Here is a 20,140-nt window from a genome sequence, read left to right as displayed (position 1 = left end):
ATCGGGTTGACGTTGTGTCGGGCCACCGCCCGCGCCCTCGGGGTTCGCGCTCATGGGGTGTCCTCCTCTTCGTTGGACCGTTGGGAGTCTCGGTTCCGTTCGTCGCGCTGTTCGTCCGCTCGGGAACGCTGGTTCATGCGGTGGCCCGCCCGTTCGTTGAGCACGGCGACAGCGCCGACCACCCGTCCGAGGCTGCTCTGGCCCGCCTCCGAACCGGGGCGCTCCTCCACGTGCCCCGGGGCGTCGGGCAGCAGTCGGCCCACCACGCGCATCGCCTCCTGGGTGAGCCCGGGTGCGATCCCGCGCACCGCCAGACCGACCCGGGTGATCGGGGAGATCACGAGGAACCCCTGGCGCCGGGCCGTGGCGTGCACGATGCGCCGGGCGGCGTGTTCGGCGCTGACGCTCAACAGGGGCAATCCGGCCGCGAGCGCGAACCACGCGTACTCGCGTTCCGGATCACCGCTGAAGACCACGCCCCGGTGCGACCCGGTGCGCATCAGCCCCGGAACCACGGTGGTGACGCGCACGCCGGTGCCGGCGGTCTCGGCCGCCATGCCCTCCGACAGCGCCGCCCAGGCGTGCTTGGCGGTCGAGTAGGGCAGCAGGTGCGGGACGGACAGGTAGGCGCCGATCGAGGTGATGTTGACGATGGTGCCCCGAGTGCGGCGCAGGCGGTCGACGGCCGCGCGGGACAGGTGGAACGGACCCCAGAACATGACGTCCATGGCCTGCCGGAAGTGGTCGTCCGTATGGGTCTCCTGGGGACCGACCCGCATGATCCCGGCCGAGTTGACCACGGCGTCCAAGCGCCCGAAGTGCCGTTCCGCCTCGTCGAGCAGGCCCTCGATCGCGTCCGGGTCGGTGACGTCGCAGACCACGCCGTGGGCGCGCACGCCCCTACCGGCGAGTTCGGAGACGGCGCGGTCCAGCCCCTCCTGCCCGCGCGCGCAGATCACCACGGAGGCGCCGCTGGCACCGAACTCGCGAGCCAACTGGAGGCCGAGCCCCCGGGAGCCGCCGGTGACCAACACGACCTTGCCGTTCATCAGCCCCGACCGGCGGTGTTCGGACAGCGCGGAGGCGCCGATTCCGAGAGCGGCCCCAGCCGCGCCCCAGGCGAGGAGTTCGAGTCCGTCACGAGGAGGGGGCTCGGGAGTTCGCGCACGGCGGGCCCTGGTCCACGCCCATCGGAGCCCGGCGATCGCGAGGGGCGCCTTCCAGCCGGTCACAGTGCGCCCCCACGGTCGGCGGGCGTGTGTTGACCCTGCGGCATGTGCTCCCCTGTTCTTCGGATACTGCTGTGTGGGGGATGTGGATGCTGCGGTACCCGACATGCGGGGCCTGAAAACGACGCCTGGGAAGAGATGGGGGAATCCGGGAGTCCGCGTTGGGGAACGCCCGGCGCGGCTGGCCTGGATCGTTCAGCGCAGGACGAACTCGCCTCGCGGACCGCGCAGGTCGGCCTCCAACAAGGCCCGAGGTCCCTCGCGGAGGTCCAGGTCCACACCCAGCGCGCCCAGTGCCGGAGCCAGCGACGCGGGCTCGGGGTGCTCCGCGCGCAGGGCGAGGAGCTCGAGCGCGGGCAGGTCCCCCAGTCCGGGCTGCGGGGTTCCCTCCCAGTCGATCAGGAACGGCACCGGCGCCGGGTAGGAGTCGGGTTCCCTCTTGGCCAGCATCCAGCGGAGCACCGTCCCGTCGGGGGGTGGTCCTGGACCACGGGTCCACGTCACCGGGGTCGTGGCCCACCGCGCGGGCCCGCTCGACGGCGGTCTCCAGGTCCTCACCGACCCGCACGGCGAAGGTCGCCAGGTGGGGACGCTCCAGGTCGGCCAACCCGAAGACGCGCACCGGTCCCGGGTCCTCCCTTGCGGGGTCGGGGCCGACGATCTCCAGGTAGTGGGGGGCGGGCCGACCGTCCACGGTCAGCGCCACCAGGGCGTTGGCCGACCCCACCGGGTGCGCTCCGCCGCGCGCGGGCGTCACCCCGGTGCGCCGGGCGAAGTCGGTGACCGCCTCACCCAGATCGGGCACGGCGTACACGAGGTGGTCCAGCGTGCTCGGGAAACCCATCCAACACTCCTTGTCTGCCGGGCCAGGGGACGGCCCCGAGCGAAGTATGGCACCCAGGACCCTCGGGAGCAGCGAACCTGCCCGTTGACCTCAACCAGGCTTGAGTTCCTAGGGTGACGGTATGAGCATGATCTGGGCCTACCTGTACGAGCACCCCGACACCGACCCGGTCAGGGACCGCACCGAGATCGATCGTGCCGGGCAACGCACCATCCTCGTTCCGGTGACGGACCAGGACGCGGCACCGGCGATCGCCGCGACCCTGGCCGCCGAGGGAGTGCGGCTGATCGAACTCTGCGGCGGCTTCACTCTGGAGGCCGCCGCCCGCGTGCGCGCGAACCTGCCCGACCACGTGGCCGTGGGTCACGTGGTCTTCTCCGCCGAGTCCCTCAGGGCGGCCGCCGACTTCGGCGAGTCCGAGGCTCAGCAGCGCGCGTAGACGTGGTCGGCCTGGTCGGGCCCGACCAGGCCGAGGTCCCGCAGCACGGTCCGGGACGGAAGGTCCGGGTCCGAGCACACCTGCTCGAAGGTGGTCCCGGCCTCCTCCAGGTCCTCGGGGTACTCGATGTCGAGCACGTCGTCCCCGTAGGCGTCCGTGTAGACGGAGCACTCCGACCAGGCGGCGCAGGACTCGGTGACGGCGAAGTCGAACCCGGCCTCGTCCCTGCCGCGTTCGGCCTCCTCCGCCGCGTTCTTCTGGGCGGCCGCGAGCCCTCGCTCGTGTGCCGACGCGACGAGGTCCCCGGCCAGAGCCAGGTTGTCGTCAACGCTCAAGGCACCCCGGGAACGCAGGTAGGAGTCCAGGTTGTCGAACTCCACAGCGTCGAACCCCGCCTCCGCGCACCCGTCGACGGTGTCCGCCAGGATTCCCGCGATCCGCTCCCGCTTGTCGTCCGTGGAGGTGTCCAGGAGCATCTCGTCCGGCCACCCCGGGTCGGCGACCGGTTCTCCGTCCCCGTCCAGCAACACCAGCCCCGCGTCCAGCCATGAGTCCAGTTCCCCGGGCTGGGTCTGGAAGCCGTTGACGTAACAGACCGAGTAGATGCCCGGCTCCGGTTCGGCCGTGGAGTCGCGCACCACGATGGTGGCCCCTTCGGGCGGCGGGTAGGCATCACCCAACTGGTAGTCGAACCCGCCCTCCGGCAGAGCCTCCGACTCCCCTGCCTGCGCCCCGCATCCCACGAGCAGAACCGCGAGCCCCACTGCGCACCAACCCCGACCGCCCACGGCATCCCCCAGCTTCTTAGACCCCACCAGTCAAGCAGGCAGTTCATCCCAGCATGCGCGGGGAGTAGAGAGAGCGCTCGACCCGTGGCTCCTCACAGCCGGGTCCATCCCCGCGTGCGCGGGGAGCAGGTGCCTCCTCGTCCGTGTAGTAAATGATTTGGGGGTCCATCCCCGCGTGCGCGGGGAGCAGAGCCGGGGTGGTCAGAGGTCGCGGCGGACGGCGGGTCCATCCCCGCGTGCGCGGGGAGCAGCTGGACACCACCACCCCCGGCGGCCGCCTCGTGGGTCCATCCCCGCGTGCGCGGGGAGCAGTGTCATCACGGATTCGTGCGTAGACGCAAAGGGGGTCCATCCCCGCGTGCGCGGGGAGCAGGGTTGGGCGTGCCAAGATTTTTTTGTGTCAAGGGGTCCATCCCCGCGTGCGCGGGGAGCAGCTGGCCGGAGCCGGAGCCGGAGCCACCACCCTGGGTCCATCCCCGCGTGCGCGGGGAGCAGTTATTGTGCACTCGAATCACGCGCCGCATAAGGGGTCCATCCCCGCGTGCGCGGGGAGCAGAGGCTGGTGTGGGTGTCGCCGGACGGGGACGAGGGTCCATCCCCGCGTGCGCGGGGAGCAGACTTTTTGACCAGGGAACTTACCAGCGGCAAGGGGTCATTTTTCCAACTTCTTGAAAGTTGGACATTGAAGACAAAAGCCCCGCAGGCGCCACATGGTTCATCGCTTCCCGAACCTTCTCCGCTTGGCAGCGTTACTCCAACCGGTCTTGGGTGTGGCCACGCTTCTGCGGGTTGGGTTCTTGGGTCGATGCATCAGCACCAGCCCCTCGTGGTCCCTGGGCTCCCAATCATGCTCGAATGTCTCGAAGGCAAATCCTTGTTCCGAGTCGTTCCCGTACACGAGCAGCGCTCGGCCGTTGTTGGCATACTCCTGAACCTCGGCCCAGAGCGCCTCTCTGACCCTTCGGGACGGGTTACCGATGAACACCCCCGACGAGATCTCCATCAGCCAGCGGCTCAGGAACCCCCTCAATCCCTTGGGGCACTTGGCCAAAACGATGACGGTCACCACACCACCTCGTCCGGATGATGCCGTCCAGCCTCCAACAGCTGTTCACCATCACCGACGAGGCCGACCCGGTCCTCCTCCGGCCCTTCCACCTCTTCGCCAGCCGCATCACCGAGAAGCAGGCTGCGAACATCGCGGACACAACGTTCGAGCAGCCCCTCCGTGTTGATCCGGTCCCGAAGCAGTCTCCGGGTCAATCCGTCCACGTCTTCTTCGCCCTGCGCGGCTGCGTCGAAGGCCACCGGAATTCCGATCTCCACCTTGTAGAGATCCGCGATGTCCATGACGAAACCCCGATCGTGCCCAGAGTGCACGAAACCCAGCCCAGGACTGCATCCCAGGGCGACCGTCACCGTGTGGGCCACTCCATAGAGGCATTGAGCGGCGGAGGTGATGCCCTTGTTCGGCGCATCGGATTTGTCGTGTTGGCCAGGCGTGTACTTTCGTCCCTTCCAGAGCACACCGGTTCGCTCGGACTCCGCCCGGTAGCACTTCTTCACTCGGTCGCTTTCCTTGCCGAGCAACTGCTGGCGGCTGAAGGCGTCCACTTCCAGGTCCGGGAAGCGCAACCTGTACATCGCTCGAGCCACGTCGAGCCGTCGTTGCCGATTGGCCCATGCCGTGGCCTGTGCCTCCACCATCCGCGAGGAGGTCGTCAGCCCGCGCCCCGCCGCGTAGAAGCGGACCCCATGCTCACCCACCCAGACGACGCTGGCTCCGCACTCCCCAAGGACTTTCATCGCAGCCTGGGTCACAGTGGTCCCAGGCCCCAGGAGAAGGGTCCCGATGGTCGCTCCGGGTATGTACCTCGTGCCGTCCCCGTCCTCAGCTGTGATGGCGTTGTCCTCCCGGTGCACCACGCACCGCTCCAGGTAGACGAACGACACCCGGTCCTTCATCCGGGTCAGCTCACGTGGCGAGGGCGTCCGCCTCCTCCCGACCGTTGTCACCGTTCACCCACCGGGGCCAGGGTCATGAGACCGCATCCGTACGCCTTCGCGCGGCCGATACCCGCGCTCAGGGCCTGGCGCAGCAGATCGGGATCGGTAACGGTCAGCCTCCCGTCGAAGGTCGCGGTCACCACGGGCACCCGCATCCGTTTCCCCTTCCGCTCGGGCCTGGGGTCGGGTTTGTCGAAGCCCGCGCTGTTCCGGTCGTGCACCAGTAGTTCGTAGCCGTCCATTTCCGGCAGAGCCGGGTCGGATTTCCTGGTGCGACGCACCTCGAACCCGCACCGCTCCTGCTTCTTGAGCAGCCATCCTGCCTGGTGCCTGGGAGTGACGTGTGCGGTCGGTTTGGTGTCCTCGCCGTCCTTGCGCCGGATGCTGTGGACGGGGTTGGCCGTCAACCGGAACGCCCAGGTCTGCCCCGCTTCCAGGCGGGACAGGAATCCCGAGTAATCGAGTGTCCGCCACCCCGGCCCCTCTTCTGCATGGGGCCAACCCGCCTGCTCGACCATGTGGGTGAGCTCGGGCCTGCCCGGGCTCACCACGTAGAGGAGGACTTCCGCCTTGGCGTTGTGATCCACCCGCCACAGGACCCGCGGCCTGTCTCCCTCACCACCAGAGCCCCCTGCTTCACTGGATCCCGCGATCCCGGCCAGTGGGTCGCCGGGAGAGGAAGTACCGGGCAGCAGGTCGGGAAACCCGCCCATCACAGCGGCGTGCAGGGCCTGCGGCGAGGACAGGAGTCTGCGCGCGCCAGGCCGGTGGGTGTTGAAGCGGAATCGGGTGAGGTGCATCAGGGGTCTCCCAGCGCGGACAGGGGGTCGTGATCGGGCGCCGCCTGCACACGCCGCTCGACCAGTTCGGAGTTGGGGACGGTGACCGAACCGGAGCGAATCGCACGCAGGCCGTACCGACGGTGGCGTGGGTCGAAGCTGAGCGGAAGGTCGCGCAGGGAGTCGGCCCGGCTGCCTCCGGGCATCGCGTCCACGTAGGTGCTCAGTTCGATATCCGGCCCCTGACGCAACCCGCGCCGTTTTCTGTACCACCCAGCGGCCTGCCATGGCAGGTCCCGCAACACGTCCTCTAACGGACTCGCCGCCGGCTCACCCAGTTCAAGGGGCCGCGAGGGCGGGCATGAGCGCCTGCCGAGGTAGGGCAGGTAGACGGGGGCAAGCACTGCCTCGTAGAGCCTCCGCACCAGCTCGGAACCACCCTCCACCGCCACAACGAACACCGCGTCGGACAGGTAGAAGCGTTCGGACACCGGCATGGACACACCCGTGACCAGGTGGTGTGCGGTCTGGTAGTCCCGGACCCGGGTGCCCGGCTGGTCCACGCGAACCCCGAACCGCAGCGCCGCGAGGTCGGCCAGGTCCGCGGTCCGGTCACGGCCGAGAGCCGCCGCGAGCAACCCGACCACCCCGCTCTTGGTGGGTGCGTTCTCCGTGTTCCGCCGCGAGAACCGCGAGGAGGACCCCCACGCCTGGAGCGGGCCCGCCAGCACCAACGGCAGTGTGAGCGAACCAGTGGACTCCGGAGTACTCGAACCCTGGACGCGGGGGCTCGGGGCGGGCTGGGTCAGAGCGGCGCCGCTCACTTCGGAGCCTGACGCTGGACCACGGCCGCGCCGACCCGCTCGACCAGCTCGGGAAGGGTCACGTCGGCGCCCAGACCCGAAAGCTTGGCGGTCCGCTCCCCCACCCGAACCACCCAGGTGTCGACGTCGTCGGACGCTCCGAACGCCCGCTCCACCTGAGGCACGTACTCCGCCAACCGGGCGCTGGCCTGGGCCACGTGTCCGGCGTCGGCCTCGACTGGATCCTCGAAGGCCCCCACGAAGCTGATCGGGCGCGAGCCCCGCAACTTGACGATCACCGCGTCCGGCAGCGTATGGTTCCCGAAGGTGTTGATCTTGCCGGTGGGCAGGGACTCCACGAAGCCGCGCACGAACGCCTCCACGGCGCGACGCAGCGGTTCCGTGACGGGCTCGTCCTCACGCAGTCCCTCTCCCAGGTTCCGCCTGAGGAGATCCACGTCAACGGCCGCGTACCGGTAGAGGGTGGCGGAGTTGAACTCGACCGTACCGATCATGCCCGCCCCGGTCTCCTCCTCCGGGTTCCGGTCATCGACCGCCGTGTAGTAGTCCGATTCGTTCTCCACTTCGTGGACGCTGATGGCGTGCGCGACCTGAGCCGCCGCGTCCACGTTGATATCGGCCCCGTCGGCGACCATCCGACCGAACAGTGCGATGTCCACCGAGTGGCGGGTGTCCGCGATCGACTTGGCGAGCGCCTTGTTCTCCTTCTCCTTGAGGAAGGCCTTGATGTCGTCTCGGCCCTTTACTGCGAGCTCAGCGAGACCGTCACGTTGCCGGGCGCTGAGGAACATCAGGTACGCGGACTCGGGGGCGGGGGCCGGGTCGCCGTTCTTCTTGGCGGCGTCGACCTTGCGCTTGGGCGGCTCAATCTTGGAGCCGGTCGCCGTCTGCACGGTCTCCGCAGCCAGGCTCAGCGCCTCGGCCTGCTCGATGGAGGGATCGATCTCCCGAATACGGGCCGCGATGAGTTCGGCCACCCGCTTGGTGCGGGTGCCCAGGTCCTGGGGGTCGACCAGGGCATCGAAGGCGAGTCGGGTGGCCCGTTTCCAGGCCTGGCTGGAGACCCGGGAACGACGCTTACCGCCGTAGACGGCGGTCTTCGGCGCCCCGGTGTCGTCGCGGTTCAGATTGCTGGGCGGCACGGTCTGCAACACGTGCACGTCGAGAATGGTGCGGCTCATAGGGGTGTCCTCGTCTGTCGGCGCGGTGCGCGTGCGCTTGCTGTGATGTGGGCGCGGGAAGCCTGGGGTGGTCGTGCGGTCTGCTGCCATGGAACGGGGCGGCGCCCCGCGGTACGTCAACCGGCGGGTTGGGTCCCGGGGGCGTCCTGTTCCGCCTCCCGTTCGGCCTTGCTCAGCCGGTACGCCTGAAATCCGCGCCCCCAGGACCGGCGCACCCGCTCGGCGCCGGAACGAGTGCGGGCGTCGTAGAGCTGGTCGGCGAGAAGCCCGTAGTCGAGCTGGATGTCGTTCGTGCGCAGGAGGGTGACGATCCCCCTCAACCGGTCGATCCGCGTCTCGGCGCTGTTCGCCGTCTGGGCCTGGACGAATCGTTTACGCAGGGGCTCGTCGATGTCTCCGGACGGCATGAGGCGACGCACCGCTCCTCCGAAGTCCCTCCCCCGCCGGTGCATCCCCTTCTCCCGCTTGGACTGCTGGTGCAGGGCGTAGAGCGTGAGCGCCTCGTGGACGGCGGCTTCGGCATCGCAGATGCGAGGATGCTCCAGGCCGAATCGGTCGTAGAAGTCGTGATCGATGGTCAGACCGACCAGCTCCGGTACCGCCTCGACGGTCTTGCCCGCGCCCCTGCGGAGCTTGGCCAGGGTCGCCACCGCGTCGGATCGATCCTGGAGGTATCCGGCCTGGAGTTGGCGGATCCGCTCGTCGGCCGCCTCACCAACCGGCCTGAGCTCGTGGACGTGGTCGGTGCGGCTCGTTGAGGTCACTGGTCTTGCTCCGTGCTGTCGTCGGAGTTGGTCAGGGGAAGGCAGGTGCGCAGTGCTCTGCGGAAGCGCAGGTCAGCACTGGAGGTGTTGAGCCAGAACGCGCCGCTCTTCGTTTCCAGGACGCGTCCTTCCCACGAGGCCTCACTCGCGAAGTCGACGAGTTTGTCACCGATGCGGGAGACGATCTCCCGAACGGTGAACTGCCACGCTCGACGCTGCTCCTTCGAGTGGGTCGAGTCATCCGGAGAGTCGTCCGTGGCGGACGGCGCCAGTGCGCTCAGCCACTGACGGAAGGGCGCGTCGAGATCCCCGAACCCGCGGTCCCGCGCGGTGGCTCGAGGCCCCTCGCCGTCCACTCCCGCCGCCTGGGCCAGGCCGGTGGCCAGGTCACCAAGGGCGGTGACCGCGTCCTCCGCATCGCTGACCGCGCCGACGGCGGCCCGTGCCAGTTCCCCGTGGTCCTCGTGGAGGAGGACCACGGGCATGGACACGGCGTCGTCGACGATCTCGTCGATGACCGACTGCTGCGTGCCGTAGACCGCTCCCGCCAGGCGAGCCCGAACCAGGTATCCGCGGGGCAGGTACCCGTCCACGGTGAGGCGCGCGACCCATTCCAGGACGCGGGGGATCACCTGGTCAGCAGCTTCCTGACGCTGCTGCGCACCGCGTACCTCGCCTGTGACCAGGGCACCCAGACCACGCCAGGCGGCACGGGCCGGGTCGTGGTCGCGAGGAAGGTAGACCGTGGCCTCCCGGAGCTTCTTCTCCTGGGCCGGGCTGCGGCGCCAACTGGACATGGGCTCGCGATTTTGCATGTTGCGCGGCGGCAGGGGGTCGCCATAGGAGAGCAGAACTCCGTGCACGCCCCGTTCGTCCTTGTGCAGGCGCAGACGGCGACTCTGCCAGGTGTAGAGATCACGCAGTCCGTGCGGGCGGGAGGCCGCCTGTGTCCCCTCCAACGGGGCCGAGGTGGTGGGCGGATGTACCCAGGCGGGCCGGTCGTGCCGGGATCCGGTTCCGCCCGTTCCGGGCTCCCCGCCGGTTTCCAGGTTGCGGGTGTCGAAGGCGATGAGGTTGAGCAGCAGGGTCTGCCTGAGGTCGTCACCCTCCACGTACACACCGCCGAGGTTCCCGGCCCAGCCGACACCCTGTGGGTAACCCTTGCCGCCCTTCACACGCGGGTCGCCCTCGGCCCCCGACTTGATTCCGGAGGGGTCGTAGGCGTGGGTGTGCACCAGCCAGCGGGCGGCCTCGGCGAAGTCGAGCCGTTCCGCACCGTGGGCGCGCATGCTGAAGAAACGCGCGTTGTTGGGAACGTCGGCGACGATCCGGTCCAGCGCCGAGTACTCACCGTTCTTGGTGTGCAGGTCCGCGACCTGGAAGAAGGGGGTTCGGGGGTGGAGGAGGTCGAAGCGGTCCCGGTGAGTGTCGAGATAGCCGCGGATCGACTCCAGCGGTAGGCCGTCGTCCCAGAGTTCGGCCCAGTCCTCGATTTCCTGGGGACCGTCCACGGTGTCGTGCAGGATCGCCAGGAGGAGACGCAGGAGTGCGAAGTCCTGCGTGGGCACGTCACCGACCAGACGACGTACTTCCCCGGCCTGTTCGAAGACCTCGATCAGTGACAGTTCCGCCTCTTCGCCGTCAGTGCGCAGCACCGGGAGCCAGGGGCTCCGGGTCAGGTCGAAAGCGGGCGGGGGCGCGGACGTGGACGCCGGTGTCGCCACGGCGGTGGGTGCCTCATTCGGCACGGGTGACCTCCAGTCCGTCGGATTCTGTGTAGTGCAGCTGGTGTCCGGCCAGCTCGGCCCGGTCGTCCTCGTCCAGGAACAGGACGAGTTCACCGGCGATCCAGTGGGCGTCCTTGTTCTGCCACGCCTCGACCAGGTCGGCCTCCAGTTCGGCGATGGCACGGTCGATCATCAGGCCGGTGACCGTGAACTGGTAGGGCAGGCGCAGTCCGCTCGCGGCGAGGGCCCGTGTGGCCCAGGGCGCGGGAACGGATTCGGTGGGAAGGGGCAGGCCACCGCGCTTCTCCGATAGCCACGGAACGGTCGTCAGCGAACCGTCCCGGGCTCTCCTGGCCACCAGGACCTCCAGGCTCTCGCCGGTGTCACGGACCTGGGCCCTGCCACTCTGGCTCTCGTCCGCCTCACCGACACCGGCGTCCAGCCAGCTGAGGATCGCACGGCCGTCGCGAGCCGCCGGGTCGAGCAGGAAGACCCGGGCCCTGGTGGCTTTGTCCGCCTGCTTGGCTTCCTCGGCGGCTCGGGCCTCCATCAGGGCCTGCTCCCAACCGGGCGGCGCTGTCTCGGTCACGTCGTCGATGTCGCGGTAGGCCGCCTGGACCAGCGGGCTGATGTGGTCGGGCAGCCGGAGTGCGCGCTCGCTACTGGTCTCGGCCTCAAGGTGGGGGCGCAGCACCGCGAGCGAACGAAGCAGCGAGTACTCGCCGTAAACGGTCCGCGATCCGCGCACTGGCCTCGGCGGGGTCTGCGCCCACTCCACCCCGGTGACCAGGCATCGGGCGGTGCGCAGCCCCGGTGGGCGCTCGTCCTGACCCTCTCCCCTGGTGTGACGGTGCAGGCGTCCCATGCGCTGGAGAACCAGGTCGATCGGGGCGAGGTCGGTGACCAGCAGATCAAAGTCGACGTCCAGGGACTGCTCCACGACCTGGCTGGCGACCACGATGTGGCGTTCGGGCCGCCTACCGCCACCTTCTTTGACCTTGGCAGGAGGACCGTACTCACGTAGGAGCTGTTCGTCCCGGGAGGCCCGGTCCAGATCGAGGAAGCGCGAATGGGCGACGGTCACCATGGCATCGCCGAAGTGGTCGCGCAGATGAGCCGCGGTCTCGTGGACCCGGGCGACGGTGTTGCGGATAACCAGCGCACAGCCACCCTCGGCGAGTTCCGCTTCCAGGCGGGTGGTCAGGGTTGGCAGATCATCGCCGAGGGGTTGGACGACGACCTCGGTGGTGCGGCCGGAAGCCGCCGGGGTGTGGAGGCACGGAGCGGCACCGGGTTCAGCCGTGGTGATCAACGGATAGGCACTGGCTCGGCCGACCTCCTCGTACGCCTGTCCGGCAGACCCCTGCCCCCGGTCCCCCGTATAGGCCTGGGCGAGTTCACGCCTGCGCCCGGCCGGCAGGGTGGCGGACAGGACGACGACGGGGACGCCGTACCTGCCGAGCCAGCCCAGGGCCCGGTCCAGGTAGGTGTTCATGTACGTGTCGTACGCGTGCGCCTCATCGATCACGACGACCTTGCCCGCCATCGCGAGGTGGCGCAGAGCCAGGTGCTTGCTCTTGAGACTCGTGAACAGGAGCTGGTCGATGGTCCCGACCGAGAAGGAGGAGAGCATCCCCTTCTTGCGACCGCGCAGCCAGCGATGCGCGACCAGCGCGGCGCCGCCGGGTGCGCCCTCGACATCCCGATCGGTGTCGGTGGCGAGGCGGCTTCCGCCACCGAGGTAGCCGGAGAACTCCTTGTTCAGGTGGGCCTTGGAGTGGGCGAGGAAGATCGAGGCGGCTTCCTTCGGCATGCCCGGGAGACGGTCGAGCCAATGGGTGAAGCGGGAGAACATGGCGTTGCTGGTGGCCATGGTGGGGAGTGCGACGAAGCAGCCACCCGCCCCGGTACGGGCGGCGAGGATCTCCGCGACGGCCAACGCCGCCTCGGTCTTTCCTTCTCCCATGGGAGCTTCGATGACCACCAGTCCGGGCCCGGTCATCGCGCGGGCAGCCTCGACCGCCTGTTCCTGAACCGGGCGGACCGTGGCGCCCTCGGGGAGGTCGAAGCGCGCGGCGAAGAGTTCGGCGGTCGACCCCAGGGGTTCCCGGGGTTCCCACTGACGCGGGAGGTCAAGCAGACGCCAGGCCGTTTCGGTGCGTTCGGGGTCGGTTCCGCGCTCACCCGGAAAGTAGGGGAAGTAGTCCGGGTTGCTGGCGATCCAGTCTGCGGTGATGACCAGGGCTGTGAGCAGGACCTGGGCTGTCTGCGGAAGCTTGACCGTGCGCCAGTCCGGAAGGCGCTCGTCTGCGCCGGTGACGCTGGCCGCCACGTCCAGGAGCTCAGTCTGGGTCGCGCGCCAAGTTCTCGTGCAGCCGGGAGTGCGCAGGAGTTCGGGGCGGTTGTCCAGAGCGGTGACAGCGGTGTTGGTCGGTGGGATGCCGTGGTGGCCTCCGGCGATCACCGCGAGCTGATTGGTGTCCCGTTCCCGCCAGTTGTGACGATCAGCGAGCCAGTCCCGGAGGATGAGCTGTCCCGCGAGCCCGTGCGGCGCGAGCCGCCGGTCTGCCATCTGCTTCTGGAGGGGCATGTCGAGTCCGTGTGCCCGCATGCCGTCCGCTAGGTGCTCCACCTGGCAGGCGAAAGCAGGGGTGGCCTTGCCGATGTCGTGGGTGGCCGCGAGCCAGACCGCGAGCAGGCGGGCATCGCCCTCGCCGTGGGGAAGCACCGACGCGATGAGACCGCGCACCTGCGGGGGAAGCCACTCATCCCAGAGACTGGCCGCGACGAAGGCGCTGTCGGCCATGTGCCGGTAGAGCGGCAGCCAGCCGTCGGAGTCGAAGTCGTGTTTGGCCCACACGCTGCGGGCAGCCTCGGAGAGGCCGTCCCTCCATGGCTGGGGAGGGGTAACGGAGGTCATGGCAGCTATCTAAATGCCTGCCAACGACAACCCACGTCAAAAACCGAACAATCGTTTCGACCTAATGTGGCCATCCGCCTGTCGACTGGTTCTCTGACAACAACGAGACACTTGTGGTACTGAGTCCCCCATTTCGAACACAAGGCACTACAGAGCGCAACCAGAAGGCCGTGACCGCTTGCGCGGGGGCAGGCAGCAGCCCTTCCGAGTCGGTCTTGTTGTGGGGGGTCCATCCCCGCGTGTGCGGGGAGCAGGACTGGTCGTTGTCGCTGAATTCTCCGACGATGGGTCCATCCCCGCGTGCGCGGGGAGCAGAGGAACCCATTCCGGCGGCGCCGTCGGTGTTGGGGTCCATCCCCGCGTGCGCGGGGAGCAGCAGGCACAGCAGAGGAGCACCCCCGATCTGGTGGGTCCATCCCCGCGTGCGCGGGGAGCAGTGCTGGCGGTCGCTGGCGTTCCAGGGGTTGGTGGGTCCATCCCCGCGTGCGCGGGGAGCAGTCCATCGAGATCGTCTCAATGTCTTTTTGGCTGGGTCCATCCCCGCGTGCGCGGGGAGCAGATCCTACTGAGGGACGGCCTTTGGCGGCCTTTGGGTCCATCCCCGCGTGCGCGGGGAGCAGGAAAGGAACAACCCGATGCACCACTTCTACGCGGGTCCATCCCCACGTGCGCGGGGAGCAGGTGACTGTCGGTGCCGCCTCCGGCCCGGTGCCGGGTCCATCCCCGCGTGCGCGGGGAGCAGTTGAAGTCGGTCACCGTGTAGACCGGTGTCCCGGGTCCATCCCCGCGTGCGCGGGGAGCAGAGCGCACCGACCCCGACGGCCAGGCCGATGATGGGTCCATCCCCGCGTGCGCGGGGAGCAGCCCGAGCCAGCGAAACGGTTCGGGCGGACGCCGGGTCCATCCCCGCGTGCGCGGGGAGCAGCCCCCGCCAAAAAGCACGCCCTCTGGACTGCTGGGTCCATCCCCGCGTGCGCGGGGAGCAGACTTCATGACCAGGGAACTTACCAGTGGCAAGGGGTCGTTTTTCCAACTTCTCGAAAGTTGGACACTGGTGATTTCCCTGGCCATAAATGATTCCGTGACACGAATGGAGCCATCTCCGTGAAGGTGGCTCCGGGATCAGTTGGCGGCGGCGATAAGGACGTCCACGAGGCGTTCGGCGGCGTCAGGCATGCCCTTGGAGCGGGCCTGGGAAGCGATGGCGTTACGGGTGGCCGGGTCGGCGAGCAAAGGCTCCACCGCCGCCTGGAGGTTCGCGGGGTTGACCTCGCCGAGGAGGGCGACGGCCGCCCCGGACTCCTGGAGGTGGCGGGCGTTGTGCGCCTGCTCGTTCCCGGCGGAGGAGGCCAGCGGGATGAAGACCGCGGCCTTGCCCAGGGCGGTGAGTTCGGCGATGGTTCCGGCGCCGCTTCGGGAGACCACCACGTCCGCGAGAGCCAGCACGTCGGGGAGTTCCGGACCCACGAAGGCGGTCAGGTGGTAGCGCCGCGCCAGCTCGGGGTCCAGGCCACGGGCGCTCTCGCGCAGTTCCTCGACGTTGTTCGCACCGCACTGGTGGACGACGTTGGCCCTGCCGAGCAGCCACGGCAGGATGTCGCGGACGTTCGTGTTGATCTGGGCCGAACCCTGGGCGCCGCCGGTCACGTAGACGGTGGGCAGCTCCGGGTCGTGGCCCTCGAAGCCCAGGCCCTTGGCGGCCAGGTGCGCCTGGCCGGTGAGGACCTCTGGGCGCACGGGGTTGCCCGTCACCACGGCGGTGTCCTGGGAACCCTCGGGCAGGAGGGCGACCGAGGACTGCGCGGACACGGCGATCTGGGCTCCGGCCCGGGCGAGGACCTTGTTGGCCAGTCCGAGTCGGACGGTCTGCTCGTGCACCACGAGGGGACGGCGACACATGCGGGCGGCCAGGCCGACGGGGACGGCGACATAGCCGCCGGTGGCCAGCACCACGTCGGGGGCGAAGTCGGAGACCAGCGACCGGGCCTGCGCCACGCCTCGGGGGACGTTGGTCATGTCCTTGACGTTGGCCGGGGAGACCATCTTGATCGGGTTCTTGGACCGGCGGATCTTGCCGGTCGCCACCGACTCGAAGGCGATGCCGTTGCTCGTGGCCACGCGCTGCTCGAGGCTGTCCCCCGCGCCCACCCACAGCACCTCGAGGGAGTGGCCGGTCGACTCCAGGCGGGCCCGCAGGGCGTTGACCGCGGTCAGTGCGGGGTAGGTGTGGCCGCCCGTCCCCCCTCCGGTCACGATGAGGCGCAGGTCCCGGGGCGATCGGTCATGGGTGCTGTTCACACGGTTCCCATCTGGCTGCCCGCGGTGGTCCCGCGGGTGGGAGAAATGGTCAGAAGGAGGGCCGCGCACTGACACGGCCCATGAGCACGGTAGTCGCGTTCGGGAGCCCTTTGTGCCAGTGGGCGGGCCGAATCGGGGCGAATCGGGCTGGGCCGCTGGTCAGACATCCCGTTGGTGGCCGACGACACGGAGGAGCGTGGTGCGCCTCGACCGGTGGGTCTCCTCTTCACTCAGGCCGGCTTCGGCGTGCCCGACGGCGATGACGACCGAGACCAGCCAGTCGGTCGAGAGGGTGTCGTCGAACTCGCCGTCGCGCTGACCCCTGCTGATCACCCTTCTGAGCCGCTCGGCCACCGGTGCGTGCCGTTCGTCCTCGGAGGTGGAGTCGGACCAGAGCACCAGATGCGGGTACCTGCCGATAGTGCGCGCGGCGGCGTCCACCAGGCGAAGCAGGGCGTCCGCGGCGGGACCGGAGTCGAGGTCGGCGGCGTCCATCGCGGCCAGGGCCTCCTCGGTGATCCGGTCGAGCACCGCCGAGCGGAGCTGGGACCGCGAGGGGAAGTGCGCGTAGACGGTCTGGCGCGTGACCCCGGCCTCGGCCGCGACGGCGTCCATCCTCGCATCGGGAAGCAAGCGGATCGCGGCCTCGAGGATCGCGGCTCGGCTGCGCTGGGCGTCGGCCCGGCGGTTCGGGGCTGGAACTGGCGGCATCTCTTACACCTTGTCAAACTTGAGCGCGTGGCATATCTTACATCGTGTCAGAATTGTGGAATCAGGGAGGAAACAGTGGACCCCTTCAAGGGCGAGGACCCCGCGAGGTTCATCGTGGAATTCTGCGGCGGCTTCGAGCGGGCGGTCACCGACACCGAGGAGGACCTCGCCACGATCGTCGACCGCTTCCACACCCCGGGCATGGAGCAGACCAACGACGGTCTGCGCATGGACCGGAGCAGGCTCATCGCGCACCTGCGACCCATCCGTAAGAACCGGCCCAGCTCCCGGCTGGAGGTGCACGAGGCCACCAGCGAAGGCGACCTGCTCACCGCCCGGTACACCATGCACGTGACGACGAAGCGCAAGGCGTTCTCGATCGACGTGCACTTTTTCGGGAGGTTCGCATCGGACGGCCGTCTGCGCGAGGCCCACTCGCTCACCCGCATGGAGAAGAACGCCGGGGCCCCGGCATGATCGAACGAACCTACACCGTGGTCGGCATGGCCTGCGGTCACTGCGAGGAACTCGTGTCCGAGGAGCTGGAGCGCGTCGACGGTGTCCTCTCGGTCTCCGTGGAGGTGGAGCTGGACCGCGTGACCGTGAGCAGCGAACGGGAACTGGCGGTCGGCGAGGTCCGCGCGGCCGTGGAGCAGGCCGGTTACGAGCTCGCCGGACCGTGGGACGCCCCCTAGCCTCGGCCGCCCGGGGGCACCCGAATCCAGGAGTCTCCGTGGACTTCGAACGGCTGAGGGCTCCCCCGGCTCCGCAACAGAGGGTCAGCTACGGGTCAGGACCGCGGGCAGGTCGAAAAGGCGGAACAGCCCCGTGTCGAAGAAGACCGCGCAGTGTCTGACCCCCTCCGCCGCCAGGGTCAGCGCGTGGACTCCGAACGCTCGGTACGAGCCGTCCTCCGCTCGGAGGTACATGCCGAAGGCGGGCCGCCCGTTGGCCGAGGTCGGCACCATGGCCAGGTCACCGGGGCCCTGCGCCGGGCAGTGCGCGTCGATGAGCCGCCCGATGTTCTCGGCTCCGTGCACCCAGGTGGCGAACGGTGGCATCTCGAAGGCCGCCTCGGCGGTGAACAGCTCGGTGAGCGCTCTGATGTCGTAGGACTCGAAGGCGGCGACGTAGCGGTCGAGGATCTCGCGCTGGTCGGACCGGGGTTCGGGGACGGAGTCCTCCTCGGGGCTGACCCGCCCCAGCTGGGCGCGGGCCCGTTGCAGGAGGCTGTTCACCGCCGGGACCGAGGTGTCGAAGATCTGGGCGACCTCGGCGGCGCTGAACCGGAGCACGTCGCGCAGGATGAGCACGGCACGCTGCCGGGGCTGGAGGTACTGGAGCGCGGCCACCAGGGCGAGCCGCACACTCTCCCGGGACGCCACCACGGCGCCCGGGTCACCGGTGTCGTCGGGAGCGCCCAGGACGTCCGGCATCGGTTCGAGCCAGGGCAGGTCGGAGCGCTCGGCGAGCGCTCCCCCGGGCGTGTCCGTGGGACCGCCGAGCCCGGTGGGAAGCGGGCGCCTACCGCGTCTTTCCAGGGCGGTGAGGCAGGCCGTGGTCGCGATCCGGTGCAGCCAGGTGCGCAGGCTGGACCGGCCCTCGAAGCGGTCGTAGCCCTTCCAGGCGCGCAGGTAGGTCTCCTGGAGCAGGTCCTCGGCGTCGTGCGCCGAGCCGAGCATGCGGTAACAGTGCGCGTACAGCTCCCGCCGGTAGGGAGCGACGAGCCGCTCGAACTCCTGGTCGGTGCCGGTCGTGTGTTTCACCACGGCCGTCACGCTACGCCTCACCCCCGACAGAACGCACTGACCAGTGGCGTTCCTTTGTGAAGTCTTCGCCTCGGCACTGCCCGGGCCCACCGGGACGGCGCGCCCGGGCCGATCGTCACTGGCCGAAGTCACCGCGTTCCATGGCGGCGAGGTGCTCCTCGCTCATCTGGATGATCTGCACGTAGTTGCCGTCCGGGTCCTTCGCCGTGGCGAAGAGGCTGCCGTCCCGGTCCTCCAACGGCGCAACCCACTCCGTCCCGCGCTCGTCCATGAGGGCGGCGACGGCGCGGGCGTCCCCGACGTCGAAGTTGAGGATCACCCGGGTGGGGTCGGCGGTCCTTGCACCGATGTCGTCGCGCTGGTCGATCAACAGGTGGAAGGTGCCGAAACGGAGCACCCGGTACTGGTCCATGGTGTCGTTGTCGGCGGGGTCCAGGACGGCCGCGTACCAGTCGCGCAGGCGGTCCGGGTCGGCGCTCGCGAGCAGCATGCTGTCCAGGTTGGGGCGTTTCATGGGTTCCTCCGATGGTGTGCGGGTCGTTCTCCTTCACCCGTACTGACCAGGCCGGGCCCCGGGAGTCATCGGCCTCCCCGGTCCTGCTTCCGGCCGCGACGAGCGGCCCGGACGGACCCTCCAGGCGGACCCGACGGCGGTCGACTCGGGGCTGTGGACAACCGTCGCGGGAGGGGCGGACGTGCCAGAATGTGGCCGAGTGACCCTTTCCCACCAGCCATGAGGGACCCACCATGACCTACGTCGCCGCACCCACGCGCTACGACACCATGCCCTACCGACGCTGTGGTCGCAGTGGCCTGCGCCTGCCCGCCCTCTCACTGGGGCTCTGGCACAACTTCGGCGGGGACCGCGGGCTGGAAACGCAGCGCGACATCCTGTTGCGCGCCTTCGACCTGGGTGTCGTCCACTTCGACCTGGCCAACAACTACGGTCCGCCGCCCGGTTCCGCCGAGGAGAACTTCGGCCGCGTGGTCGCCTCGGACCTGCGCCGGTACCGGCACGAGTTCGTCGTGTCCACCAAGGCCGGGCACCTGATGTGGCCGGGCCCGTACGGCGAGTGGGGTTCACGCAAGGGCCTGCTGGCCAGCCTGGACCAGAGCCTGGAGCGGACGGGCCTGGACCACGTGGACGTGTTCTACTCGCACCGGCCCGATCCGGACACGCCCCTGGAGGAGACCATGGGCGCGTTGGACACGGCGGTACGGCAGGGCAAGGCCCTGTACGCCGGGGTCTCCAACTACTCTCCGGAGCAGACCCTGGAGGCCGCGCACATCCTGCGTGAGATGGGCACCCCGATGCTCATCCACCAGCCCTCGTACTCGATGTTCAACCGGTGGGTCGAGAACGGGCTGCTGGACGTCCTGGACGAGGTGGGCGCGGGATCGATCGCGTACTCCCCCCTGGCCCAGGGGCTGCTGACCGACCGGTACCTGAACGGGGTCCCGGAGGGTTCGCGGGCTGCCGGGGCGAGCCCGTTCCTGAGCAAGGACGGCATCACCGAGTCCCTTCTGGACCGGGTCAGAGGTCTGAACGGCATCGCCGAGCGACGCGGGCAGACCCTGGCCCAGATGGCTCTGGCCTGGGTGCTGCGCGGCGGTCGGGTGACCTCCGCCGTGGTGGGCGCGAGCAGTGTGGCGCAGCTGGAGGACAACGTGGCCGCCATCGGCAACCTGGAGTTCTCCACCGAGGAGCTCGCCGCGATCGACGGGTACGCCCCGGTCGAGTAGCGGGCGTTCGAGGCGTCAGACGGGCGCGGGTCACCAACGCGGGGGTCGGGACGCCCCGCGAGGGATCGCGTACAGGATGCCTCGAACTGAGGCGTCCACGGAGCGCGGGCGGTGGGC

General features: G+C 69.3%; 19 protein-coding genes, 1 pseudogene and 2 CRISPR repeat arrays. Of the genes and pseudogenes, 4 read left to right on the top strand and 16 right to left on the bottom strand.

Annotation, left to right across the window (positions count from 1 at the left end; translation table 11 throughout):
- Nucleotides 1–50: 50 nt before the first annotated feature.
- The 3 genes and pseudogenes from BDW27_RS08805 to BDW27_RS27755 form a co-directional block, all read right to left on the bottom strand.
- A complete protein-coding gene (locus tag BDW27_RS08805) occupies nt 51–1,232 on the bottom strand; it encodes an SDR family oxidoreductase (protein WP_110048940.1) in 1,182 nt (393 codons plus the stop codon).
- A gap of 192 nt (nt 1,233–1,424) precedes the next feature.
- On the bottom strand, nt 1,425–1,679 hold the full coding sequence (locus BDW27_RS27760) for a hypothetical protein (protein ID WP_233515712.1): 255 nt from the start codon (nt 1,677–1,679) through the stop codon (nt 1,425–1,427).
- 76 nt (nt 1,680–1,755) lie between these two features.
- A pseudogene (locus tag BDW27_RS27755) lies at nt 1,756–2,073 on the bottom strand (VOC family protein); the annotation flags it as partial.
- A gap of 121 nt (nt 2,074–2,194) precedes the next feature.
- Here BDW27_RS27755 and BDW27_RS08795 point away from each other — a divergent pair.
- A complete protein-coding gene (locus BDW27_RS08795) occupies nt 2,195–2,512 on the top strand; it encodes a DUF6506 family protein (protein ID WP_110048939.1) in 318 nt (105 codons plus the stop codon).
- Here the strand turns inward: BDW27_RS08795 and BDW27_RS08790 are convergent.
- The 11 genes from BDW27_RS08790 to BDW27_RS08740 form a co-directional block, all read right to left on the bottom strand.
- Nucleotides 2,497–3,276, bottom strand: a complete 780-nt coding sequence (locus tag BDW27_RS08790) for an endo alpha-1,4 polygalactosaminidase (protein WP_110048938.1) — start codon at nt 3,274–3,276, stop codon at nt 2,497–2,499. The two genes, BDW27_RS08795 and BDW27_RS08790, sit on opposite strands and share 16 nt — an antisense overlap.
- A gap of 63 nt (nt 3,277–3,339) precedes the next feature.
- A CRISPR array of direct repeats spans nt 3,340–3,917; the repeat unit is 29 nt; unit sequence GGGTCCATCCCCGCGTGCGCGGGGAGCAG.
- A gap of 98 nt (nt 3,918–4,015) precedes the next feature.
- Nucleotides 4,016–4,366, bottom strand: a complete 351-nt coding sequence (gene cas2e / locus BDW27_RS08785) for a type I-E CRISPR-associated endoribonuclease Cas2e (RefSeq protein WP_110049085.1) — start codon at nt 4,364–4,366, stop codon at nt 4,016–4,018.
- Nucleotides 4,363–5,316 carry a type I-E CRISPR-associated endonuclease Cas1e gene (gene cas1e / locus BDW27_RS08780; RefSeq protein WP_110048937.1) on the bottom strand — a complete coding sequence of 318 codons (954 nt, stop codon included), beginning with the start codon at nt 5,314–5,316 and terminating at the stop codon, nt 4,363–4,365. The genes cas2e and cas1e overlap by 4 nt, the downstream gene beginning before the upstream one ends.
- Nucleotides 5,313–6,107, bottom strand: coding sequence for a type I-E CRISPR-associated protein Cas6/Cse3/CasE (cas6e, locus tag BDW27_RS08775; protein ID WP_110048936.1), 795 nt, complete (start codon nt 6,105–6,107; stop codon nt 5,313–5,315). Before cas6e ends, cas1e begins: the two co-directional genes overlap by 4 nt.
- On the bottom strand, nt 6,107–6,826 hold the full coding sequence (gene cas5e, locus BDW27_RS08770; RefSeq protein ID WP_110049084.1) for a type I-E CRISPR-associated protein Cas5/CasD: 720 nt from the start codon (nt 6,824–6,826) through the stop codon (nt 6,107–6,109). Before cas5e ends, cas6e begins: the two co-directional genes overlap by 1 nt.
- 80 nt (nt 6,827–6,906) lie before the next feature.
- On the bottom strand, nt 6,907–8,091 hold the full coding sequence (gene cas7e, locus BDW27_RS08765) for a type I-E CRISPR-associated protein Cas7/Cse4/CasC (protein WP_110048935.1): 1,185 nt from the start codon (nt 8,089–8,091) through the stop codon (nt 6,907–6,909).
- Nucleotides 8,092–8,207: 116 nt separating this feature from the next.
- On the bottom strand, nt 8,208–8,855 hold the full coding sequence (gene casB / locus BDW27_RS08760; RefSeq protein ID WP_110048934.1) for a type I-E CRISPR-associated protein Cse2/CasB: 648 nt from the start codon (nt 8,853–8,855) through the stop codon (nt 8,208–8,210).
- Complete coding sequence (casA, locus tag BDW27_RS08755) at nt 8,852–10,603, bottom strand: type I-E CRISPR-associated protein Cse1/CasA (protein ID WP_370446465.1); 1,752 nt, start codon at nt 10,601–10,603, stop codon at nt 8,852–8,854. The genes casB and casA overlap by 4 nt, the downstream gene beginning before the upstream one ends.
- Complete coding sequence (gene cas3, locus BDW27_RS08750; RefSeq protein ID WP_110048933.1) at nt 10,593–13,502, bottom strand: CRISPR-associated helicase Cas3'; 2,910 nt, start codon at nt 13,500–13,502, stop codon at nt 10,593–10,595. The genes casA and cas3 overlap by 11 nt, the downstream gene beginning before the upstream one ends.
- A 225-nt stretch (nt 13,503–13,727) precedes the next feature.
- Nucleotides 13,728–14,488: direct repeats of the CRISPR family, unit length 29 nt; unit sequence GGGTCCATCCCCGCGTGCGCGGGGAGCAG.
- A 136-nt stretch (nt 14,489–14,624) separates the two neighbouring features.
- Nucleotides 14,625–15,800 (bottom strand): glycosyltransferase, encoded by a 1,176-nt coding sequence (locus BDW27_RS08745; protein ID WP_110048932.1) that lies wholly within the window; start codon nt 15,798–15,800, stop codon nt 14,625–14,627.
- A gap of 159 nt (nt 15,801–15,959) precedes the next feature.
- The gene (locus tag BDW27_RS08740) at nt 15,960–16,511 is read right to left on the bottom strand and encodes a TetR/AcrR family transcriptional regulator (protein WP_110048931.1); all 552 of its coding nucleotides are present in this window, start codon (nt 16,509–16,511) and stop codon (nt 15,960–15,962) included.
- A 75-nt stretch (nt 16,512–16,586) separates the two neighbouring features.
- Here BDW27_RS08740 and BDW27_RS08735 point away from each other — a divergent pair, with 75 nt between their 5' ends.
- Both BDW27_RS08735 and BDW27_RS08730 read left to right on the top strand, forming a co-directional pair.
- Nucleotides 16,587–16,988 (top strand): nuclear transport factor 2 family protein, encoded by a 402-nt coding sequence (locus tag BDW27_RS08735; RefSeq protein ID WP_233515695.1) that lies wholly within the window; start codon nt 16,587–16,589, stop codon nt 16,986–16,988.
- Nucleotides 16,985–17,206 carry a heavy-metal-associated domain-containing protein gene (locus BDW27_RS08730; RefSeq protein WP_110048930.1) on the top strand — a complete coding sequence of 74 codons (222 nt, stop codon included), beginning with the start codon at nt 16,985–16,987 and terminating at the stop codon, nt 17,204–17,206. The genes BDW27_RS08735 and BDW27_RS08730 overlap by 4 nt, the downstream gene beginning before the upstream one ends.
- 84 nt (nt 17,207–17,290) lie before the next feature.
- On the opposite strand, the gene BDW27_RS08725 is transcribed toward BDW27_RS08730, so the two are convergent.
- Together BDW27_RS08725 and BDW27_RS08720 are read right to left on the bottom strand one after the other, a co-directional pair.
- The gene (locus tag BDW27_RS08725) at nt 17,291–18,289 is read right to left on the bottom strand and encodes a sigma-70 family RNA polymerase sigma factor (RefSeq protein WP_110048929.1); all 999 of its coding nucleotides are present in this window, start codon (nt 18,287–18,289) and stop codon (nt 17,291–17,293) included.
- 106 nt (nt 18,290–18,395) lie between these two features.
- The gene (locus BDW27_RS08720) at nt 18,396–18,794 is read right to left on the bottom strand and encodes a VOC family protein (RefSeq protein WP_017544668.1); all 399 of its coding nucleotides are present in this window, start codon (nt 18,792–18,794) and stop codon (nt 18,396–18,398) included.
- Nucleotides 18,795–19,027: 233 nt separating this feature from the next.
- On the opposite strand from BDW27_RS08720, the gene mgrA reads away from it, so the two are divergent.
- Nucleotides 19,028–20,023 carry an L-glyceraldehyde 3-phosphate reductase gene (gene mgrA, locus BDW27_RS08715; RefSeq protein WP_110048928.1) on the top strand — a complete coding sequence of 332 codons (996 nt, stop codon included), beginning with the start codon at nt 19,028–19,030 and terminating at the stop codon, nt 20,021–20,023.
- The last annotated feature ends 117 nt before the right edge of the window (nt 20,024–20,140 follow it).

Origin of the sequence: Nocardiopsis sp. L17-MgMaSL7 (genome assembly GCF_003182025.1) — a bacterium.
Taxonomy (GTDB): Bacteria; Actinomycetota; Actinomycetes; order Streptosporangiales; family Streptosporangiaceae; genus Nocardiopsis; species Nocardiopsis prasina.
This window is presented reverse-complemented; position numbering and strand designations above follow the sequence as displayed.

What these genes read in the sequence shown, in the direction of transcription:
- BDW27_RS08720 (WP_017544668.1), bottom strand. Translation starts at nt 18,794, where the DNA reads ATGAAACGCCCCAACCTGGACAGCATGCTGCTCGCGAGCGCCGACCCG.
- cas7e (WP_110048935.1), bottom strand. Translation starts at nt 8,091, where the DNA reads ATGAGCCGCACCATTCTCGACGTGCACGTGTTGCAGACCGTGCCGCCC.
- cas3 (WP_110048933.1), bottom strand. Translation starts at nt 13,502, where the DNA reads ATGACCTCCGTTACCCCTCCCCAGCCATGGAGGGACGGCCTCTCCGAG.
- cas6e (WP_110048936.1), bottom strand. Translation starts at nt 6,107, where the DNA reads ATGCACCTCACCCGATTCCGCTTCAACACCCACCGGCCTGGCGCGCGC.
- BDW27_RS08730 (WP_110048930.1), top strand. Translation starts at nt 16,985, where the DNA reads ATGATCGAACGAACCTACACCGTGGTCGGCATGGCCTGCGGTCACTGC.
- BDW27_RS27760 (WP_233515712.1), bottom strand. Translation starts at nt 1,679, where the DNA reads ATGCTGGCCAAGAGGGAACCCGACTCCTACCCGGCGCCGGTGCCGTTC.
- mgrA (WP_110048928.1), top strand. Translation starts at nt 19,028, where the DNA reads ATGACCTACGTCGCCGCACCCACGCGCTACGACACCATGCCCTACCGA.
- BDW27_RS08740 (WP_110048931.1), bottom strand. Translation starts at nt 16,511, where the DNA reads ATGCCGCCAGTTCCAGCCCCGAACCGCCGGGCCGACGCCCAGCGCAGC.
- BDW27_RS08795 (WP_110048939.1), top strand. Translation starts at nt 2,195, where the DNA reads ATGAGCATGATCTGGGCCTACCTGTACGAGCACCCCGACACCGACCCG.